This is a genomic window from Burkholderia sp. AU31652, from assembly GCF_002223155.1.
Classification (GTDB): domain Bacteria; phylum Pseudomonadota; class Gammaproteobacteria; order Burkholderiales; family Burkholderiaceae; genus Burkholderia.
Window position 1 is genome coordinate 1,057,786 of sequence record NZ_NKFG01000004.1, and the last position, 19,196, is coordinate 1,076,981.

12 protein-coding genes are annotated in these 19,196 nt (G+C 57.9%); 8 read left to right on the forward strand and 4 right to left on the reverse strand.

From position 1 onward, the window contains the following. Nucleotides 1–201: 201 nt before the first annotated feature. A complete protein-coding gene (locus tag CFB40_RS17390; protein WP_089426622.1) occupies nt 202–633 on the forward strand; it encodes a helix-turn-helix domain-containing protein in 432 nt (143 codons plus the stop codon). 107 nt (nt 634–740) lie between these two features. On the opposite strand, the gene yidC is transcribed toward CFB40_RS17390, so the two are convergent. The 4 genes from yidC to rpmH form a co-directional block, all read right to left on the reverse strand. Next, nucleotides 741–2,408 (reverse strand): membrane protein insertase YidC, encoded by a 1,668-nt coding sequence (gene yidC, locus CFB40_RS17395; RefSeq protein ID WP_089426623.1) that lies wholly within the window; start codon nt 2,406–2,408, stop codon nt 741–743. A gap of 8 nt (nt 2,409–2,416) precedes the next feature. Then, on the reverse strand, nt 2,417–2,683 hold the full coding sequence (gene yidD / locus CFB40_RS17400) for a membrane protein insertion efficiency factor YidD (protein ID WP_006750110.1): 267 nt from the start codon (nt 2,681–2,683) through the stop codon (nt 2,417–2,419). A 75-nt stretch (nt 2,684–2,758) separates the two neighbouring features. Next, nucleotides 2,759–3,220, reverse strand: a complete 462-nt coding sequence (rnpA, locus tag CFB40_RS17405) for a ribonuclease P protein component (protein ID WP_039364627.1) — start codon at nt 3,218–3,220, stop codon at nt 2,759–2,761. A 15-nt stretch (nt 3,221–3,235) separates the two neighbouring features. Continuing rightward, on the reverse strand, nt 3,236–3,370 hold the full coding sequence (gene rpmH / locus CFB40_RS17410) for a 50S ribosomal protein L34 (RefSeq protein ID WP_004198824.1): 135 nt from the start codon (nt 3,368–3,370) through the stop codon (nt 3,236–3,238). Nucleotides 3,371–3,791: 421 nt separating this feature from the next. Between rpmH and dnaA the strand changes: the two genes are divergently transcribed. The 7 genes from dnaA (at nt 3,792) to mcrC (ending at nt 18,885) form a co-directional block, all read left to right on the forward strand. Further along, nucleotides 3,792–5,369: a chromosomal replication initiator protein DnaA gene (gene dnaA / locus CFB40_RS17415; RefSeq protein ID WP_218829599.1), complete on the forward strand. Its 1,578-nt coding sequence runs from the start codon at nt 3,792–3,794 to the stop codon at nt 5,367–5,369. 168 nt (nt 5,370–5,537) lie between these two features. After that, nucleotides 5,538–6,644 carry a DNA polymerase III subunit beta gene (dnaN, locus tag CFB40_RS17420; protein ID WP_039364632.1) on the forward strand — a complete coding sequence of 369 codons (1,107 nt, stop codon included), beginning with the start codon at nt 5,538–5,540 and terminating at the stop codon, nt 6,642–6,644. A gap of 191 nt (nt 6,645–6,835) precedes the next feature. Beyond that, nucleotides 6,836–9,310 carry a DNA topoisomerase (ATP-hydrolyzing) subunit B gene (gene gyrB, locus CFB40_RS17425; RefSeq protein WP_089431868.1) on the forward strand — a complete coding sequence of 825 codons (2,475 nt, stop codon included), beginning with the start codon at nt 6,836–6,838 and terminating at the stop codon, nt 9,308–9,310. Nucleotides 9,311–10,685: 1,375 nt separating this feature from the next. Next, nucleotides 10,686–12,758, forward strand: a complete 2,073-nt coding sequence (locus tag CFB40_RS17430; RefSeq protein ID WP_089431869.1) for a site-specific DNA-methyltransferase — start codon at nt 10,686–10,688, stop codon at nt 12,756–12,758. Continuing rightward, entirely contained in the window at nt 12,758–15,754 is a 2,997-nt protein-coding gene (locus tag CFB40_RS17435) for a restriction endonuclease (RefSeq protein ID WP_089431906.1), read from the forward strand. Before CFB40_RS17430 ends, CFB40_RS17435 begins: the two co-directional genes overlap by 1 nt. Nucleotides 15,755–15,913: 159 nt before the next feature. Further along, nucleotides 15,914–17,752, forward strand: a complete 1,839-nt coding sequence (locus CFB40_RS17440; RefSeq protein WP_089431870.1) for an AAA family ATPase — start codon at nt 15,914–15,916, stop codon at nt 17,750–17,752. Then, nucleotides 17,749–18,885 carry a 5-methylcytosine-specific restriction endonuclease system specificity protein McrC gene (gene mcrC, locus CFB40_RS17445; protein ID WP_256976793.1) on the forward strand — a complete coding sequence of 379 codons (1,137 nt, stop codon included), beginning with the start codon at nt 17,749–17,751 and terminating at the stop codon, nt 18,883–18,885. Before CFB40_RS17440 ends, mcrC begins: the two co-directional genes overlap by 4 nt. Nucleotides 18,886–19,196: the final 311 nt, after the last annotated feature.

The following is a 19,196-nucleotide window of genomic DNA, read 5'->3' on the forward strand; positions in this document are numbered from 1 at the left end:
TCCCGCCGGGGATAAGCCGGGTATCAGCCCGGCGCCATGTCGCAGCCACCGTTTCGGACGAGTATGCCTGCTGGAGCGGCCTAACGCTGCGGCCCTCAATTCCACCACCCACCCCGATCAAGACCGGGATTCGTCTGAACGAGCTATGTTTAGCTCAAATGGTTGTCTGGGACACGACGGTGGAATTGCACAATCTCCCCCATGCCGACATCCGAAGAAAAAGCCGCGTTCTCGGAACGCCTGAAATTCGCCCTGCGGCGCAGCCCGGAGAAGGTCACCGGTGCGACTGAGCTGGCGAACCGATTCAATCTGCGTCACCGCGGAGCACAGCCCGTTTCGCCGCAAACCGCGCACAAGTGGCTGACGGGCCGCACGATCCCGACGTCGGACAAACTCGTCACGCTCGCCGAATGGCTGCGCGTCGAAGTCCACTGGCTGCATTACGGCCCGTCGCCGAGCGTGATCGAACACCCGACGCCGCAACCGCTGCCGCGCGACGAGCGCTATCCGCCGACGCCCGAGACGATCGAACTCGCGTCGAAGATCGAAGCGCTGTCGCCGCACCACCGCTACCTCGTACAGGAACTGGTCGAGCAGTTCTACGGCGACTCGGGTGAAGCAAAGAAGGGCTGAACCCCCGCTACCGGACCCGCACAAAGCAAAAAGCCGCATGGGCGAACCATGCGGCTTTTTTTCGTGCATCGCGGGGCGAACGCGCCGCCCCGCGTGTGCCACGGGCGTCAGGCCGGTTTCTTCTTGGCCCCGCCGAGCTTGCGCGTGATGTAGTACTGCTGTGCGATCGACAGCACGTTGTTCACGACGTAGTACAGCACGAGGCCGGCCGGGAAGAAGAAGAACATCACCGAGAACGCGATCGGCATGAACTTCATCATCTTCGCCTGGACCGGGTCCGGCGGCGTCGGGTTCAGGCTCGTCTGCACGTACATCGAGACAGCCATCAGCACCGGCAGGATGAAGAACGGATCGCGTTGCGACAGGTCGTGAATCCACAGCACCCACGGCGCGCCACGCATTTCGACCGACGCGAGCAGCACCCAGTACAGCGAGATGAACACCGGGATCTGGATCACGACCGGCAGGCAGCCGCCGAACGGATTGACCTTCTCGGTCTTGTACAGCTCCATCAGCGCGGCGTTCATCTTCTGCGGATCGCTCTTGAAGCGTTCGCGCAGCGCCTGCATGCGCGGCGTGATTTCCTTCATGCGCGCCATCGACTTGTAGCTCGCCGCCGACAGCGGGAAGAACACGGCCTTGATCAGGATCGTCAGCAGCACGATCGACCAGCCCCAGTTGCCGATGTAGCCGTGAATCTTCTCGAGCAGCCAGAACAGCGGCTTCGCGATGATCGTCACCCAGCCGTAGTCCTTCACGAGTTCCAGGCCCGGCGCGATGCCTTCGAGCATGCGCTCTTCTTCCGGACCGGCGAACAGGCGGGCCTGCACGTCGGCCGACTGGCCCGGCGCAATCGCGGCAACCGGCTGCTTCACGCCGACGCGGTACAGCGCCGGATCGATCTTTTCAGCGTAGATGTCGCGCTTCACGCCCTGCTGCGGAATCCAGGCCGACGCGAAGTAGTGCTGCACCATCGCGACCCAGCCGTTGTCGGCAGACTTCTCGAAGTTCGCCTTGTTCTTGTCGAGGTCGCTGAAGTCGATCTTCTGGAAGTGCTTCGCATCCGTGTAGACCGCCGGCCCAAGGAACGTGTGCGAGAACATCGGCGTTTCGACGGCCGTGTTGTCGCGCACCAGTTCCATATAGACCGTCGGCGTGACCGGTGCCGTGCCGACGTTGTCGATCTTGGTGTCGACGCCGATCACGTAGCTGCCGCGCGTGAACGTGTAGGTCTTCACGACCTTCACGCCGCCCTTCACCGGCGATTCGAACGACAGCTTCAGCGCGTTCTGGTCACCCGTCAGCGACGTCGTGCCCGGGTTCAGCTGCGTGTAGACGTCGTTGTGGTTCGGGAAATCGCCGCCGAGCAGGCCCGAGCGTGCGAGATACGTGTGGCCGGCCGTGTGGTCGAACAGCGTGATGTACAGGTCGGGCTGCTTGCCGTCGCCCTGCTTCTTCAGCGTCAGCTTCGCGAGCGTGCCGCCGCGCGTGTCGATTTCGCCGTCATACACGTCGGTCGAGAACTTCACGAGCTGCGCCTGGGCGGCCGGTGCCGTCGTCGACGGTGCGGCGCCGGCTGCGGCGGCAGGCACTTCACCTGCGGTCGTCGTCGTCGCGCCCGTGCCCGATGCACCGCCGGCAGCGGCCGCGGGGGCCGTCTGCGTGGCACTCGGGAAGAACATCGACGGGCGTCCATGGTCCCGCTGCCAGTTGTCGTACAGCATGACAGCTGACATGAAGAAGATCACCCATAGGACGGTGCGTTTGATATCCATGCGTTGTCTCAGAGTCGATGGGACCGCGCGTCGGCTTCGCCGCGAGCGCGAGTGTCGGAGTTGGGCGGCGGGACGAGGTCGATGCCGCCCGCGGAAAACGGATGGCATCGGCACACGCGCCTGACGGCGAGATACGTGCCGCGCGCGGCGCCATGATACTGGATTGCCTCGCGCGCGTAATCCGAACAGGAAGGATAAAAACGGCAACGGTTGCCGAGCATCGGGCTCACGGCAACCTTGTAGAAGCGCAGCAAGGCGATCAATACCGTTTCCATACCTTGGGCGACGCCGTTCGGCGCCGCGTCAAAACCGGCCGGGCAGGCGCGAACGCCGCACCGGGCACGGATGCGTCACTCGGACGCGGGCTTCGACGCACGGCGGGCGATCTCCCGGACTGCCCTGTCGAGCAGTTCGCGAATCTCGGCCGCGCACATCGCCGCGAGCGGGGCGGAAGCCGCGCTCGGCAGCGCTTTCTTGTCGAAGCGCGTGTGCTGCCGCAGCAGCAGGTCGTAACCGGCGAATTCGGCCCGGCGCAGGCGAAACTGATCGCGCGCCAGCCGCTTCACGAGGTTGCGGGTCACCGCACGCGGCGCATACTTCTTGCCGACGACGAGCCCCAGACGCGCGGGCTGACCGGTCGGCTTGCCGTAAATCACGAAGTGCGCGGAGCGCCGCCAGGGACGCAAACGAAAAACGGATGAAAATTCATCCGTTTTCAGAAGTCGCGCAGCTTTCGGGAAGGCGGCTTTCGTCTGCGACGGATTCGCACCCGGCTCGACGGCACCTTCCGCAGGACTGCGGACGGCGGACACAGCGCGCAACCTGCCTTAGATGGCGAGGCGCTTGCGGCCCTTCGCGCGGCGAGCGTTGATGACCTTGCGGCCACCTGCCGTCTTCATGCGGACACGGAAGCCATGGGTGCGCTTGCGGCGCGTCACGGACGGTTGGTAAGTACGTTTCATGATGTTCTCACTTGTTCGAGAATGTCGAAATTCAGGGGACCGCGTGCCCTTAACCGGAGGCATTCGGGCGAACGCAATCGCCGGGAATACAGGATTGGTTTTCGCGGAACCCGCTATTTAAACCGTTTTTCCGTTGACGGTCAATACTTTAGGAGTCGATCGCCTGTGCCGACCCCGAGCGATCCGGCCCCGCGCCCCACACAACCGGCCTGTGGATAACTCACGCTGTGGCCGCGTTTGGCGGTAGAATCTCGCCTTATCTCCAAGAATCCCGCACGCCGCTTCGGCTCGCGCCTGCCCCTCCAAGACTGTGACGCAGGCGTCCGAGGCACGCTCGCACGACCGCTTCGGGCCTTGTTGCGCCACCGCGACAAGGGCGCCGGCGAGCCGCGCTGTGCATGCAAAAAACGACAGTTACTTGATGAACGATTTCTGGCAACACTGTTCCGCACTGCTGGAGCGCGAGCTGACGCCCCAGCAGTACGTGACGTGGATCAAACCCTTGGCCCCGGTGGCCTTCGATGCGTCGGCGAACACGCTGTCCATCGCCGCGCCGAACCGCTTCAAGCTGGACTGGGTCAAGAGCCAGTTTTCGGGACGGATCTCCGATCTGGCCCGCGAATTCTGGAGCGCGCCGATCGAAGTCCAGTTCGTCCTCGATCCCAAGGCAGGCATGCGCAGCACCCCCACCGGTGCGGCACCGGCCGCCCCGCGCGCGCCGCTGGCACCGAGCGGCCCCGCCGCGACGGTGGCTGCGATCGCCGCCAACCTGGCCGCGAATGCCGGCACTGCGCCCAGCGCACCGGCCGACGTGCCGATGACGCCGTCGGCCGCCGCCGCGCACCACCTGAACGCCGACGACGCCGACATCGACCTGCCGAGCCTGCCCGCGCACGAAGCGGCTGCCGGCCGCCGCACATGGCGCCCGGGCCCCGGTGCCGCGCCCGCCGCCGGCGGTGAAGCCGATTCGATGTACGAGCGTTCGAAGCTGAACCCCGTGCTCACGTTCGACAACTTCGTGACCGGTAAGGCGAACCAGCTCGCACGCGCCGCCGCGATCCAGGTCGCGGACAACCCCGGCATCTCGTACAACCCGCTGTTCCTGTACGGCGGCGTCGGCCTCGGCAAGACCCACCTGATCCACGCGATCGGCAACCAGCTGCTGCTCGACAAGGCCGGCGCACGGATCCGCTACATCCACGCCGAGCAATACGTGTCGGATGTGGTGAAGGCGTACCAGCGCAAGGCATTCGACGACTTCAAGCGCTACTACCACTCGCTCGACCTGCTGCTGATCGACGATATTCAGTTCTTCTCCGGCAAGTCGCGCACGCAAGAGGAATTCTTCTACGCGTTCGAGGCGCTGGTCGCGAACAAGGCGCAGGTGATCATCACCAGCGACACGTATCCGAAGGAGATTTCGGGTATCGACGATCGCCTGATTTCGCGCTTCGACTCGGGCCTCACCGTCGCGATCGAGCCGCCCGAGCTGGAAATGCGCGTCGCGATCCTGATGCGCAAGGCGCAGTCGGAAGGCGTGAACCTGTCGGAAGACGTCGCGTTCTTCGTCGCGAAGCACCTGCGCTCGAACGTGCGCGAACTCGAAGGCGCGCTGCGCAAGATCCTCGCGTATTCGAAGTTCCACGGCCGCGAGATCTCGATCGAGCTGACCAAGGAAGCGCTGAAGGACCTGCTGACCGTGCAGAACCGGCAGATTTCGGTCGAGAACATCCAGAAGACCGTCGCCGACTTCTACAACATCAAGGTCGCGGACATGTACTCGAAGAAGCGTCCCGCGAACATCGCGCGGCCGCGGCAGATCGCGATGTATCTCGCGAAGGAACTCACGCAGAAGAGCCTGCCGGAAATCGGCGAGCTGTTCGGCGGGCGCGATCACACCACCGTGCTGCACGCGGTGCGCAAGATCGCCGACGAGCGCAGCAAGGACGCGCAGCTCAACCACGAGCTGCACGTGCTGGAACAGACGCTGAAGGGCTGAGCGCGACGCGCGCTTGATAATTCGGCCTCCGCCCCAATTTAAGGGGGGCGGTTCGGTTTTGAGGCACAATACTGGTTTGACCGCCCCGGTGGTGGCGGGCCAAGAGCCCGGCCGGCGGGGCGCTGCGAGGCTGCTGCGCTGCAGGCCGTTACTCAACGAAGGAACTCTATGCAACTGGTCAAGACCGAACGAGACACCCTCCTCAGGCCGCTGCAAACGGTCAGCGGCATCGTCGAACGCCGCCATACGTTGCCGATCCTCGCCAACCTGCTGATCACCAAGAACGGCTCGGACGTTTCGTTCCTGTCGACCGACCTGGAGCTGCAGATCACCACGCGCGCCGATTTCGGCGTCGGCGGCGACCAGGTCGCGACCACCGTCGCCGCGCGCAAGCTGCTCGACATCCTGCGCGCGATGCCTGACGGCCAGGTCACGCTGTCGCTCGCCGACAAGCGCCTCACCGTTCAATCCGGCAAGAGCCGTTTCGCACTCCAGACGCTGGCGGCCGACGAGTTCCCGACCGTCGCGCAGGCGAAGGATTTCGGCGCCACGCTGACCGTCCCGCAGAAGTCGTTCCGCCAGCTGCTCGGCATGGTGCACTTCGCGATGGCGCAGCAGGACATCCGCTACTACCTGAACGGCATGCTGCTCGTCGTCGACGGCGACCAGCTGATGGCCGTGGCCACCGACGGCCACCGCCTCGCGTTCTCGTCGATGAAGCTCGAAGGCGGCACGTTCGGCCGCCAGGAAGTCATCGTGCCGCGCAAGACGATTCTCGAGCTGCAACGCCTGCTCGAAGACATCGACGACACCGTCACCATCGACATCGCGCAAACCCAGGCCAAGTTCACGTTCGGCCAGGTCGAGCTCGTGTCGAAACTCGTCGAGGGCAAGTTCCCCGACTTCCAGCGCGTGATCCCGAAGGCGCACAAGAACACGTTCGAGATCGGCCGTGAAGAGCTGCAGCGTTCGCTGCAACGCGCGGCGATCCTGACCTCGGACAAGTTCAAGGGCGTGCGCTGCATCATCGCGCCGGGCCAGCTGAAGATCATGTCGACCAACGCCGATCAGGAAGAGGCGCAGGAAGAACTGGAAATCGCCTACCAGGGCGATACCGTCGACATCGGCTTCAACGTCACGTATCTGCTCGACGTGCTCGCGAACCTGAAGGTCGACACCGTGCAGGTGAGCCTCGGCGACGCCAGCTCGAGCGCGCTGATTACCGTGCCCGAGAACGACGAGTTCAAGTATGTCGTGATGCCGATGCGCATCTGACGCGCGCGACATCACGACACACACCAGGGGGCGGCAAGCCCCTTTGGCGTTTTTATGGCGAACCGACAACCCGCCCTTTTGGTGCCTTTTCGGCACTTAGGGCGGGCCAGGAAACTGGAGCGGCCCGGCGATTTCTCGCTGAAACGCACCGCGCCGCCACGAGAGTGGCCCCGCAGAACCGGAAGATATCCATGAGTGAACAGCACAATTCGCAACCCGATAACAGCAGCTACGGCGCCTCGTCGATCCAGATCCTCGAAGGTCTGGAAGCGGTGCGCAAGCGCCCCGGGATGTACATCGGCGACACGTCGGACGGCACCGGTCTGCACCACCTCGTGTTCGAGGTGCTCGACAACTCGATCGACGAAGCGCTGGCCGGGTACTGCAACGACATCCACGTGACGATTCACGCCGACAACTCGATTTCCGTGACCGACAACGGCCGCGGGATTCCGACCGACGTGAAGATGAACGACAAGCACGAGCCGAAGCGTAGCGCGGCGGAAATCGTGATGACCGAGCTGCATGCCGGCGGCAAGTTCGACCAGAACAGCTACAAGGTGTCCGGTGGCCTGCACGGCGTGGGTGTGTCGTGCGTGAACGCACTGTCGAGCTGGCTGCGCCTCACGGTGCGCCGTGACGGCAAGAAGCGGTTCATGGAGTTCCATCGCGGCGTTGCGCAGGATCGCGTGCTCGAGGTGGTCGATGGTGTCGAAGTGTCGCCGATGCTCGTGACGGGTGACACCGAGAACCGCGGCACCGAAGTGCACTTCATGGCCGATCCGACGATTTTCGGTACGGTCGAGTATCACTACGACATCCTCGCGAAGCGGATGCGTGAACTCTCGTTCCTGAACAACGGTGTGCGGATTCGCCTCACCGATCTGCGTTCGGGCAAGGAGGACGATTTCGCGTTCGCCGGCGGTGTGAAGGGCTTCGTCGAGTACATCAACAAGACGAAGACCAACCTGCACCCGACCGTATTCTTCGCCAACGGCGAGAAGGATGGCGTGGGCGTCGAAGTCGCGATGCAGTGGAACGACAGCTACAACGAGAACGTGCTGTGCTTCACGAACAACATTCCGCAGCGCGACGGCGGCACGCACTTGACCGGCCTGCGCGCCGCGATGACGCGCGTCATCAACAAGTACATCACCGACAACGAAATCGCGAAGAAGGCGAAGGTCGAGACGACCGGCGACGACATGCGCGAAGGGCTGTCGTGCGTGCTTTCCGTGAAGGTGCCGGAGCCAAAGTTCAGCTCGCAGACTAAGGACAAGCTGGTTTCTTCCGAGGTTCGTGCGCCGGTTGAAGAAGTCGTCGCGAAGGCGCTGGAAGAGTTCCTGCTGGAAACGCCGATCGACGCGAAGATCATCTGCGGGAAGATCGTCGAGGCTGCTCGTGCGCGTGATGCGGCACGGAAGGCGCGTGAGATGACGCGCCGCAAGGGCGTGCTCGACGGCGTCGGCCTGCCCGGCAAGCTCGCGGACTGCCAGGAGAAAGACCCGGCGAAGTGCGAAATCTACATCGTCGAGGGTGACTCGGCAGGTGGCTCGGCGAAGCAAGGGCGTGACCGGAAGTTCCAGGCGATCCTGCCGCTGCGCGGCAAGGTGCTGAACGTCGAGAAGGCGCGCTACGACAAGCTGCTGTCGTCGGAACAGATCGTCACGCTCGTGACCGCGCTTGGGTGCGGGATCGGCAAGGAAGACTACAACCTCGACAAGCTCCGCTACCACCGCATCATCATCATGACCGACGCGGACGTCGACGGTGCGCACATCCGGACGCTGCTGCTCACGTTCCTGTATCGCCAGATGCCGGACATGATCGAGCGCGGCTATGTGTATATCGCGCAGCCGCCGCTTTACAAGATCAAGGCGGGCAAGGACGAGCGGTATCTGAAGGATGACGTGGAGCTCAACGCGCATATGCTGCGGTTGGCGCTGCAAGGGTCGGAGCTGGTGCCGGGTGAGAATGCGGCGGCGATTTCCGGCGATGCGCTTGGGGAGCTGGCGCGGTCGTATCTGCTGTCGCAGAGCGTGATCGAGCGGTTGAGCCGGTTGTATGACCCGGCCGCGCTGGAAGCGGTCATGGACGGGGTGGTGATCGATCTTTCCAATGAGGCTTCGACGGAGGCTTCGGCTAAGGCGCTGCACGCTGCGTTGCATGATGAAGCGCTGAAGAACGAAGTGCGTGTGGTGCCTTCGTATGACCCGGTTCGCGAACAGCGGTCGCTGCATGTCGAGCGTACGCATCACGGCAACGTGCGGGTTTCGGTCATCGACCAGGAATTCCAGCACACGGCGGATTATCAACAGCTCGTGACGACGGCGAATACGTTCAAGGGGCTTATTGGGGAAGGTGCGGTCATCAAGCGCGGTGAGCGCAGCATGGCAGTGGCGGACTTCAAGAGCGCGATGAAGTGGCTGCTGGCGGATGCTGAGCGCAACGTCTCCAAACAACGCTATAAGGGGCTCGGCGAGATGAACCCCGAGCAGCTGTGGGAAACGACGATGGATCCGGCCGTGCGGCGTCTGCTGCGTGTGCAGATCGAAGACGCGATTGCGGCGGATGGGATCTTTACTACCCTCATGGGGGATGATGTGGAGCCGCGGCGGGCGTTTATCGAGTCGAATGCGTTGCGGGCGGGGAATATCGACGTTTAACGTAGCCTTAGGTGGCGTAGTGCGCCAAAAGCTGGAGGTTGACATACGAATACTCCGAATAGCTTAGCGTCGCGCTCGCAATGCGAAGGGCGAGAACTTGTCCCTTCTCCGCTCCACCGAGGATATATTTTAAGAAGCTCAACAAAATCCTGTAACCCGCGTAGCTTCAAGGCTCCGCGGGTTTTTTATTTCCCTTTTCGTCCGATGAGACTCATTGACGTTCGGGGTAACTGGGGACCAGGTTAGGGGCAACCACAAATTGCAAAATGGAGTTGCCCCCATGGCGCCTCTTACCGACGCTGCAATTCGCGTCGCGAAGATCGCAGAGAACCCTCTCTTGCATACTTGATGCTGATGGGGACCGTCCATAGCAACACAACAACCAAGTTGCCTCCTAATAACCGGCATCGCGGGATCATTGCGGGCAAGCCCCTCGCCAATCGGTGCGGCCGTACACTGGCACCGCGAATTGCGAAAAATGACAACTCGCGGAGAGAAACGTCAATCTACTCCCATCATTTGGATTTCCGACGATTCGTAACCACACCGCTGGTGCCAAGAACTTGACTTACCTGGTTGGCGCGTCTTGATGACCTCGCCACATGCACGACGGCCGTACCCACGAGGGTATCGGATCGAATTGCCCAACGCGCATGACACGATCTGTTAGATCAGCAAGCTCAGATGCAGCAGCGGTTGCTGTTTGGGCAGCGCCGCCGATTCGTCCTCGCATGGCTTTTGTAAGACTCGCGAACTCAATGTTCTGAACCTTCCGGAGCACCTAAACAATGCAAGGGAGCAATACGCACATCGTTGTAAAGTTGCGGATCGCCCTCCCAAACGAGATCGACGCCCGCCCCGATGGCGACTTATCCAGATAAGTACGCCCACGATCAGCCAGCACCGGGGCCGGCTTCAGGTACACCGCGCACGAAAGCACCTAGCTCTGTACTTGGTTCGCTCTACCCATGCGCGTCGACGGCTACGCCGATGGCCGAGCACGTTTTGGCACCGGTCAGGGCCATAACCGCGCCTAAAGCGATACCTGCAATCGCGCCAGTGGCAGCGATGAACTTCGTAGCACAGTCGAGGCTTTCCGTTCGCGGTAATGGTTACGGTGGCGGGAAGCGGTCAAGAAACCTCCTTGTTGGACAAGGCCCTATTGCATTCATTTATTGCTACAAAATCAACATTATTTGAGTAAAATTTCACAAAACTTGTAAATTTCAGCGCATTCGACTCGTGCATTGACATATATGCCTGAAATACCCACTGCTTGCGTAGCAGCTTGATTGCCCGGAAAATCTGGCTCGATCCGCGCACTAGTGGAAATTGCCGTTACCAATCCGTTTGACTTTCATAGAACCCGTCAAAAATGACCAATAGCCAGCCAAAGAGCTTCGTAACTTCTGACGAAGTCTTCGAGGTCTCTGGAGCAACGCCAAACTTTCGCACTGAGCTTGCCGCACAACTTGCCGAGCTGGTACCCGAAGCCATTGCTGATGGCAAGGTCGATGTTGAGAAACTGAAAGAACTGCTCGACGGCGATGCAGCTGAGGAAGGTGAGCGCTTTGGCCTGTTCTGGCCGGGTAAGCGACGCGCACTGCGTGCGGCGCAGGAACCGACCACCGCGACGCTGAAACCGGACTTCATGAACTCGAAGAACTGGAATACGACGCAAAACGTATTTATCGAAGGTGACAATCTCGAAGTACTGAAGATCCTGCAAAAGCACTACCACAACAAGATCAAGCTGATTTACATCGATCCGCCATACAACACGGGCAAGGATTTCGTGTATCCGGACAATTATGCAGAAGGCTTGAAAACATACCTCGAGTGGACAAATCAGGTAAATGAGGAAGGCAAGAAGCTGTCCAGTAACAGCGAGACTGAAGGACGCTATCACTCGAATTGGTTGAGCATGATGTACCCACGCCTGAAGTTGGCGCGGAACCTCCTCACCGACGATGGTGTAATTCTGATTTCAATTGACGATCACGAGCAAGATAACCTGAAAAAACTCTGCAACGAGGTATTCGGCGAAGGGAACTTCATCGCAAGTATGATTTGGGAAAAAGGGCGCAAGAACGACGCCAAACTTCTATCCGTTGGTCATGAATACATTCTCGTTTACGCGAAGTCCGCCGCTCGACTGAAAGAGTTGGGTGTTCGTTGGCGCGAGGAAAAGCCCGGTGCAAGGGAAATTTGGGAGCAGTATCTGCGCCTCCGCACTCTGCACGGCCAAAATAACCGCGCCATTGAAGCTGATTTGCAAGCATGGTACGCGGGATTGCCCAAATCTCACCCATCAAAAAAATGGAGCCGATATAAGCGTGTGGACGTTCACGGCCCATGGCGGGATCGCGATATTTCTTGGCCGGGCGGAAGCGGACCCCGCTATGATGTACTTCACGAAATAACGAAAAAACCATGCAAAGTCCCAGAGCGTGGGTGGATCTACGCCACGCCAGAAGAAATGCAGCGTCAGATTAAATTGGGGTTGGTAGAATTCCGCAAGGATCATACTGAGCCGCCATTTCGAAAAGCCCACATCCGTCCAATTCCTGGAGAAGTTGATGGAGTAAATGCTTCCGATGAGAGTAATAGTGACGACGCTGAAACTGGAAGTGAGGAAGAATTCGCGAATCAGGTACGAGGTTCTTATTTCTACAAGCAGTCTCAGGTTTCCGTGAAAGCCTTACGAACTCTCATGGGAGCAAAGGTCTTCGACAACCCTAAAGATTATGAAGAAATTGGCAGACTCATCAACTATGTAACTGTTGGCGACGTCAACGCGATTATTTTGGACTTTTTTGCCGGCTCATCCTCTACTGCGCATGCCGTCATGGCGTTGAACGGAGAGGACGACGGCAAACGGCGTTTCATCCAAGTGCAGTTGCCCGAACCCACGCCAGAATCTTCAGAGGCGCGTAAAGCTGGATTCAAGACCATCGCGGAAATCTCGCGCAAACGCATCGAACTAGCTGGCGAGAAAATCAAGAGCGATCTAGCTAACAACGCTGTGGATACAGGTTTTCGCGCATACAAACTTTCCGACACCAACTTTGCCAAATGGCGAGTGAGCAGCGACATCGCCGCGAGCGTGCTTGAACAGCATTTGCTTGACCTGCGCGACAGTGCAGCGGATGGCGCTAGTGCGGACGATCTCCTCATCGAAATCTTGCTCAAGCTCGGTTTTTCGCTCACAGCAGTAATCACACCGCTCGAAATTGCTGGGTTGAACGTGCGCCGAATCGGGGACAATCAGTTGCTCGCATACCTCGACGAGCGTACCAAGCCGACGTTGGAACAGTTGCGTGCATTGGTGGCAACTGCCCCGAAACGTCTGATCATGTTGGAGGACGCCTTTCGCGGTGACGACGAACTGAAGACTAACCTCGCCCAGCTTTGCAAGAGCAAAGGCATAGAAATGTGGACCGCGTGATGAGCAGCGTATTCCGGAGTTCCAGCTTCCAGTTCGACTCACACCAGCAATACCAACTTGACGCTATCAATGCCGTAGTCGACCTATTCGACGGCCAGCCGAAAAGCGTGGACGCTCTAATCACTACTTTGCATATAGAGGCGCGTGTTAAAGACCGAGGTGTCCAGTCTTCGCTCGATATGGACGTCATGCAGGAAGTTGGCGCGATTGGTAATGCTCTTGTGCTGGATCAGGCGACAATTCTAGCCAATCTACAGCAGGTACAAGACCGCAACGGGCTAGAAGTCCGTGATCAACTCGCCGATGAAAAGCTCGATTTCGATATTGAGATGGAAACGGGCACTGGAAAAACGTATGTGTATCTGCGAACGATATTCGAGTTGGCAGAGAAATACGGCTTCACTAAGTTTATCATCCTCGTACCATCCGTAGCCATTCGGGAAGGTGTCAATACCAGCCTCCGTCTGATGCGCGAACATTTTCGCGACTTGTATCCGGCACATCCCTTTGATGCTTCGGTTTATAGCGGAAAAAACGCTGAGGAGGTACAGGGGTTTGCCACCTCGACCAATGTGCAGATTTTGGTGATGACAATCGATTCGGTTCGCGGTGACGCCAACAGCAGGATCATCCACCAGTATCGCGACAAACTTAACGGTCTGCGTCCGATTGATTATTTGAGGGCCACGCGTCCCATAATCGTAATGGACGAACCGCAGAACATGGAATCGGAACTGTCGCGGTCTGCTGTGGGCGAGCTGGAACCAGCGTTTACATTGCGCTATTCAGCCACGCACAAAAAACAGCGCAATGTCATTTACCGGCTCGATCCGGTGGATGCTCATGATTTGGGGCTGGTGAAGCAAATCGTTGTGGCGGACGTCGCTCAGCAGGGCGCGGACGCCATGCCGTACATCAGGTTGGTTGAGGTAAAACACACGTCAAGCTGGCAAGCAAAGCTCGAATTGGCTTGCCGCAAAGCTGACGGCTCACTGGTCCGCGCAATCAAGACGGTGAAGCCGCACCGTGAGCTCGCTGATGTGAGTGGAAACTCCGCTTACGACGGCTTATGGATCAACGAAATGCGGCTGGCCGATGGGGATGAGCCGGCTTCCATCGAATTAACCAATCATGGCATGCTGTCTGAAGGGGAAGCCATCGGCGGTGCCAGTGGTGCGATTTACAAGGAGATGATCCGCGAGACCATTCGCGAACATTTGCAGAAGGAAGTCAGGCTACGCGCCAGAGGTATCAAGGTGTTGAGCCTATTTTTTGTCGATAAGGTCGCTAGCTTCCTTGGCGACGGTACGAATAACGAGTCCGCAAATGGAGAATTCGTCCAGTGGTTCGATGAAGTATTTATCGAGGAGCGCAGCAAGAATAAGCGTTATATGGAATTGTTGCCTTACGAACCACGCGAACTGCGTCGGGCATACTTTTCGCAACTGAAGAAAAAGGGTGGAAAAGTCGAATTTCAGGACTCCACCGGTGTAACGAAAGCCGATGACGATGCCTACGAGCTCATCATGCGCGACAAACAGCGCCTTCTCGATGAAATCGAGCCTGTACGCTTCATTTTTAGCCATTCCGCTTTGCGCGAGGGCTGGGACAACCCGAACGTGTTCCAAATTTGCACTCTTCGCGAAGTCGGAAAAGAAGTCGAGCGCCGACAGACTTTGGGTCGAGGCCTACGTTTGCCGGTCGCCAAGACGGACAAAGGATATGAGCGTATCGCGGACCGTGGTATTGCTACACTCACGGTAATCGCTAACGAGTCGTATCAGGTTTTTGCCGAAAAACTGCAAATAGAGTATCAAAGAGATGGTGTTTCTATCGGCAAAGTACGCCCAAACGAATTTGCCCGAATCCCTCGTCTCGATGCAAATGGTGCAGTCACTGACGATTTCTGCGGATACCAATGGTCGCTGAACGTATTCAACCATCTTGAAGCCAATGGCTTTATCGATGACGGCAAGGCCACCTCGAAATTTCTGCCAGACACTGTCGGGTTTTCTTTGCATTTATCTGACAGCTTCTTGCCCTATGAAGAAGCTATCATCGGTCTGATTAAGCGTGCGAGTATTGAAAAATACGTCAAGCCCGCGAGCAAGCGCCAAGTCCGCCATCTCAATAAGGCGTTGTATACCACGCCGGAGTTCGCGGCATTTTGGCGTGCAATTAGCCAGAAGACTTCGTATCGTGTAAGTGTTAATCGTGATGAACTTATCTCGTCCGCGATCAAGGCAATCAAGCAGGCACCGAAAATTGACGCGCTGCGCATTCAGGTAACTCGGGCCGGGGTGAAGGTGTTGCGTGGGGGGACGCAAGGCCAGGAGCTTGGTACACGTAGAGCTGAACTCCAGGGTAGCTATGATCTGCCAGATATCATCGGTGAATTGCAGCATGCCACTTCGTTGACGCGCAAGACACTGGTAGACGTTCTCGTTGGTAGTGGACGATTGGGTGAATTCATCCAGAACCCGAACGACTTCATTGCGATGATTCGAAAAGTGTTGAAAGGCGAGTTGGCGAGCATCATCATGAAGGGCATCCAATATGAAAAAATGGATGGATCGGTATACGAAATGCGCGAGCTTCAAGCTGATGGGGAAGAAGAAAAGGAGCGCTTCCTTGATCAGATGTACCTTGTCCAGAATCAACAGAAGACCGACTTCGACTACGTGGTTTTCGAGTCGAACGTTGAGCAGAAATTTGCCGAGTTGCTTGACAGCCGCGAGGACATCAAACTGTTCATGAAACTGCCAGCCAAGTTCAAGGTTCCGACGCCTGTTGGCGACTACAACCCCGACTGGGCCATCATCAAGCAGGAGGATGGCGAGGATCGAATTTACATGATTCGGGAAACCAAGAGCACGCAGGACGACACGAAGCTCCGTCCGATCGAGCTTGCCAAGATCAAGTCGGCCGAACTCCATTTCAAAGCAATTGGGATCTTCGACTACAAACGATCTACACCACAGGAATGGAACCTTTGATGCGCGGTTGGTTTAAGAAAGTGCTGACGTGATGTTAGCCTTGGTGCGATGAAGATCGTGAAATCCTGGGCGTATTGATGTACGACGATTGCAGCTTTGCACCCATCGCACAGGACTGAAGATTGGTCACCGAAAGAATACAAACGTATAGGGTAATTTGTGACGACCACTACAGACGAAAGAACAAATCGCTTCACGAAATACTTTCCACTGTTGCTGGACGCTTTGCGGTCCGTCGATCCGAATCCAATGCGTCCAGCCGAAGCGATGGCGTGGATTCGGGCAAACGCTTCGATTACGGCCGACGACCTTGTTCGCCATATTCAGGGCGGTGGCCAGTCAATCTTTGAAAACGATGTGCATTGGACCCGCTTCTATCTTGTTAAAACAGGATTGATTAGCAATGCAAAGCGTGGATTCTGGAGTTTAACGCCAGAGGGTCGCCGTACACATCTGACGCCGGAGCAGACATGGGACCTGTACATTCGTGTCCGAGACTCCAACCGTCCACGCAGTGTTGCATCCGAGGATGAAACTATTGCACCCGGCATTGCGACGGACGCGGATGATGAGAAGGCATACTGGTTCGTTGGTGCGCAGTGGGAATCGGACGATCAGCTAGAACGTTTCCTTAGAGAAGGAGTCTGGCAAAACGGATACACGGACCAGTTTCTCGACCAGGTTCGAAGCATTAAACCAGGTGATCAGATCGCTATCAAGGCCGCCTTTGTCCAGAAGCGACACTTACCATTCGATGTGGGAGGCAAGTCCGTATCTGCAATGCGGATCAAGGCTACGGGCACTGTTCTTGAAAATATGAGCGACGGTCGTACGGTCCGCGTGGCGTGGGACCCGGTGAGCGCGCCGCGTGACTGGTTCTTTTACACATACCGCAACACGATTGCCAAGGTCGATCCAGACGCCGAAGATGGGCGTCGTCTGATCGAATTCGCTTTCAAGGGTGCGTCACAGGAGTTCGCATGGTTCTTGAGCCAGCCTTATTGGAAAGAAAAGTACGGTGAACCTGCTCGCTTTGCAGCCATGGGTAATGACGTTAGTGGGGAGGGCGACCCGACTGAGGAGGACGTTGCGGAAGAGGTGCCCCCATCCTATACAGTTGATCAAATCGTTGCTGACGGATGCTTTCTGTCGGCTGGTGAGTTGGGCACAATACTGGAACGGTGGCGAGCAAAGAAGAATTTGATCCTTCAGGGGCCGCCCGGGTCTGGAAAAACCTGGCTCGCAAAACGTCTTGGCTTCGCGTTAGTAGGGTCCGATGACCGCGATGCGACGCGCTCCCGCTTACGTATCGTGCAGTTCCATCCGTCATTGGCGTATGAAGATTTTATTCGTGGTTGGCGGCCTGCTGGAAACGGTCAACTTGCATTGGTCGACGGCGTCTTCATGCAGGCCATTCAGGCTGCTTTAAGCGAACCAGACCTGCCGTTTGTACTAGTGATTGAGGAGGTCAATCGAGGCAACCCTGCGCAGATTTTCGGCGAAATGCTGACATTGTTGGAAACCTCAAAACGACATCGCTCCGAGGCGATGGAGTTGGCCTACCGTAAGGAGCCGGGCGAACGTATTCACGTGCCGGAGAATCTGTACATTATTGGCACAATGAACGTTGCTGACCGTTCCCTCGCAATTGTTGACTTGGCGCTTCGGCGTCGGTTTGCCTTCGTCGACTTGCAGCCACGATTTAACGCGCTATGGCGCATGTGGTGCGTTGACCACGGCCTCCAAGATCAGTTGATTGCTGAAATCAAACGCCGGATTGGCGATTTGAATGGCCAGATCGAAACCGCTGCTTCGCTGGGACCGCAATTTCGCATCGGTCATTCGTATCTGACGCCAGATGGCACGGTTGACGATGGAGCAGCATGGTTTCGAGGCAAGATCGAGACGGAAATCGGCCCGTTGCTCGATGAGTACTGGTACGACTCTCCAGAAACGGCTCGCGAAGCAAAACAAAAACTGCTCGCGGGGTTGGATTGAACGAGTTTGCTGAACAAGGTCTCTCCATCGCAAGTCGGAAGATTGGCCGAATTCCCGTGCGAAACCTGTGGCTCCTGATGTTGTATGCGTCGGATCTGGTACGTATCAGGAATGTATTCGACGGACTCGTCGAGGACGACCTTGAGGAAATTCCCGATCTAATCGCGAAACTACTAGTTCATGCGGTCGAGCAGCGCCTGCGACGGAACGTTTCGCGTGGATATCGACAGCGCGCGCAGAACCTTACCCGGGTCCGAGGCCGGATCGATATCCTGAAGACTGAAGCGCAACAGCTGTTATCTCGAGGCGAGGTGCATTGCCGTTTTGAGGAGCTGACAACCAATACACCGCGAAACTGTCTTGTTCGAGCAGGATTGGACGTGCTGGCGCGCCTAGTGCGTGATCACGGCTTGAGTCGGCAATGCCGCTTCCTCGCGACGACCCTTGGTCGTTCCGGCGTGGCTGCTGTTCGCCCTTCTCGTGCCGAACTAGCGCTGGATCAGATCGGACGAAATGATCGCGATGACCGCCTCATGGTTGAACTGGCAAAATTTGCATTTGACCTGGCTCTTCCGACTGAAGAGGCCGGACCTACGTCGTTAGTTTCACCTGAGCGGGGTGATGTATGGGTACGCCGCTTATTTGAAAGAGCTGTACTCGGGTTCGCGCGCATTGAGCTGGAGCCAATAGGGTGCCGCATCCGTGGAGGCACTCGTATGAACTGGCAGACATCGGCGGCGTCCGCTGGGGTTGCTGAGATCTTGCCTAGCATGATCACGGACATCATCATTGATGATCCTCGCGCTAGTCGCAGACTTGTCATTGACACTAAGTTCACATCGGTTCTTGCTGCTAGCCGCTTTCGTGACGCGAGTCTGAAGAGTCCTTACCTATATCAAATGTATACGTATTTGCGATCACAAGAAGGGGTCGATCTAATGTGGGATCAAGCATCAGGGCTGTTTTTGCACCCGGCGGTTGATGTTTGCCTCCACGAGTCATTTACGATTCAAGGACATGCCGTCGCATTCGCTACAGTGGATCTGGCGCTAGAAGCGAAGGTTGTTCGAGCTGAACTCCGCGACATTCTGTCGATTGCTGTTCGGGGAGTTGTCAATGACCGCATCAATTGAGCGCGATCACTTAAGTTCTGCGTTGATATATCGACGCAGCAAATCAACCCTGGACTTTGAATCGGGGGTTGAATTTACGGTCGTCGTTTCTTGAATGGGGAGTCCGTCGAAGCGTATCTTCCACGGGATCCCGGGCTAAAGAATACCGCCACCATCCCGCTCCCGCGAAGCATTTCCTTCGCCCAAATGCAAAAACCCCCGCCTTTCGGGCGGGGGTTTTCGGCTTAGGGAGCCTGACGATTACCTACTTTCACACGGGAATCCGCACTATCATCGGCGTAGAGTCGTTTCACGGTCCTGTTCGGGATGGG